This window comes from Microbacterium sp. Bi128, assembly GCF_918698205.1.
Genome location: NZ_CAKKMM010000770.1, coordinates 1 through 2,406 on the forward strand (window position 1 = coordinate 1; position 2,406 = coordinate 2,406).

A 2,406-nucleotide genomic window follows, 5' to 3' on the forward strand; every position below is an offset into this window, starting at 1 on the left:
GTCCTTACCGCAACGCCTGCAGCGCTTGTAGCGGCCGCCATCCTCGGTGAACTCCAGGTGCCAATCATGGCGCATGTTCAACTTACACAACAGGGTCCTGAGCATGACCCTCTCCGAGCTGAGTCACGATCCACGCAAACCGCGATCCCGTCCACGTTGGTCCAAGTACCAGTCCGCCTGATTTCAACAGTGGGTCGGTGAGTGCGGTCACCAGCCGAAGCGGTGCCCGGAGCGTGGGTCATGGTTGCTGCCCGCGTGACAGCTGTCGCTCGGAGGTTTTCATGTGAGGCAACAAGGGGGCAAATCGCTCGACACCGTGATCACGCTGATGAACGCCGTTTTCAGCGTAATCTTCCTTGCAGACTTCATCTACCGGGTCGTCACCGCGCCATCGCCGGGCGGCTATGTCTTCAAGCACTTCGGCTGGGCCGACATCTTGGCCAGCTTGCCTTTCGAACAATGAAACCCTCCTTGCCGCTGGCCTGCCTGTCCGCGCCCGGCCGCCCACAGGCGGAGATTGGTATGCGAAACGTCCCAATAGCTCCGAAATAGGTATTTCCCCTAACTAATCCGTCCTCCTAAGCTGGGCGGAGTACGGCATATCGCCTGCTTCGAGCTGCCCGGGAGCTTCTAATGGAGACGCGCCACCTCAAGTACTTCATTGCAGTGGCCGAGGAACGTCACTTCGGCCGCGCAGCCCAGCGGCTGCACATGGCCCAGCCGCCTTTGTCCCAACAGATCCGGCAGCTGGAGGTACAGCTCGGCACACCCTTGCTGCTGCGCACTACGCGCAAGGTGGATCTCACCCCAGCCGGACAGGTCCTGTTGGATCGAGGACGGCTGCTGATGCAGGAACTGGAAGCTCTGGAGGAGGACGTCCGGCAGGTCGGCGCAGGTGCCACTGGCGTCCTCCGCGTCGGCTTCACCGGAACAGCCACCTACCGGCTGATGCCCAGCATCGTCCAGGCCGCCCGACGCACTTTTCCCGGGCTCCGCATCACCGTTCAGGGCGAAATGCTGACGCCGCAGATGGAGTCCGCACTCGAGGACGGAAGGCTCGACGTCGCCGTCCTCCGACCCCCAGTCCGCTCCGGAACTGTGGCCCTCAAACTGCTCGAACAGGATCAGCTGGTCGCGGCACTCCCGGCGGATTCGCCGATGGCGGAAAAGGGCACCCTGGAACTGGCGGAGCTCGCCGGCCAGGACTTCGTCGGTTATCCGAGCTACTCCGCGGTCAGCAGCATCGTCGTGGATGCCTGCCGCAAAGCCGGGTTCCAGCCGCGGCTCGTCCAGGAGGCCAGGGAAACCTCCACCCTGCTCTCGCTCGTCGCGGCAGGGATGGGGATCGCCCTAGTGCCGATGACTTCCCGGATGTTTTCCTTTCAGGGTGTCGTCTTCCGTCCGTTGCATAACCCGCCGCCGGTCGACCTCGCCGTTGCCTGGATCCGCGACGCTGAGACACCCCTGCTGCGCAGCTTCCTGCAGCTCTTCGATTTACCTCCCACATCGGGCCCTGGCCAGCAACAGCCCCCGCTTCGCCCCGCGGAGTCGCCGGCCCAGTCCCTGCCACAGTCACAACCCGCATCCGCAACAAAGGAACCACCCCGTGAAAATTGACCGCATTGAGGCCATTCCCTACGCCATTCCTTACGCGCGGCCGCTGAAGTTCGCCAGCGGCGAGGTGACTTCCGCGGAACACGTGCTGGTCCGGATCTACACGGACACCGGCATCTGCGGTATCGCGGACACCCCGCCGCGGCCCTACACCTACGGCGAAACCCAGGATTCGATCGTCTCGGTGGTGACCAAGGTCTTTGCCCCGCAACTCATCGGGCTGGACCCGCTGGACCGCTCCAAGGTCCAGCAGCTGCTCCGGCGCACGGTCAACAACCCCACGGCCAAGGGGGCCCTGGACATCGCCCTCTGGGATGTCATCGGGATCTCGCTGGGCACCCCGGTGCACAAACTGCTGGGCGGCTTCACCGACAGCATGCGGGTCTCGCACATGTTGGGCTTCAAGCCCGCCGCCGAGCTTCTGGAAGAAGCGCTGCGGTTCCGTGAAAAGTACGGCATCAACACCTTCAAGCTCAAGACCGGGCGGCGGCCCCTCTCCCTCGACGTCGAGGCCTGCCATGTTTTGCGGGAGGGCCTTGGCGAGGACGCCGAGATCTACCTCGACGCCAACCGTGGCTGGACGGCGAACGAGGCCATGGAGGTTCTGCGCAGGACCGAGGGCCTGGGCCTTTCCACGCTGGAGGAGCCGTGCGATGCCGGCGAGGCGATGGGCCGGCGCCGGCTGGTGCAGAGCTCGAGCATCCCGATCGTGGGCGACGAAAGCGTCCCCACCCTGAGCGATGTCTCCCGCGAATTGCTTTCCGGCGGCAGCACCGCGATCTGCATTAAGAC

General features: G+C 64.3%; 3 protein-coding genes. All 3 read left to right on the top strand.

What is annotated here, in order from left to right; translation table 11 throughout:
• Positions 1-283 precede the first annotated feature (283 nt).
• On the top strand, positions 284-463 hold the full coding sequence (locus LQV45_RS26010; RefSeq protein WP_230009546.1) for a hypothetical protein: 180 nt from the start codon (positions 284-286) through the stop codon (positions 461-463).
• 170 nt (positions 464-633) lie between these two features.
• Positions 634-1,617, top strand: a complete 984-nt coding sequence (locus LQV45_RS26015) for a LysR substrate-binding domain-containing protein (RefSeq protein ID WP_230009548.1) — start codon at positions 634-636, stop codon at positions 1,615-1,617.
• Positions 1,607-2,406 (top strand): enolase C-terminal domain-like protein (locus LQV45_RS26020; RefSeq protein ID WP_230009550.1); only part of this gene is annotated, 800 nt, incomplete at its 3' end. The genes LQV45_RS26015 and LQV45_RS26020, both read left to right, overlap by 11 nt.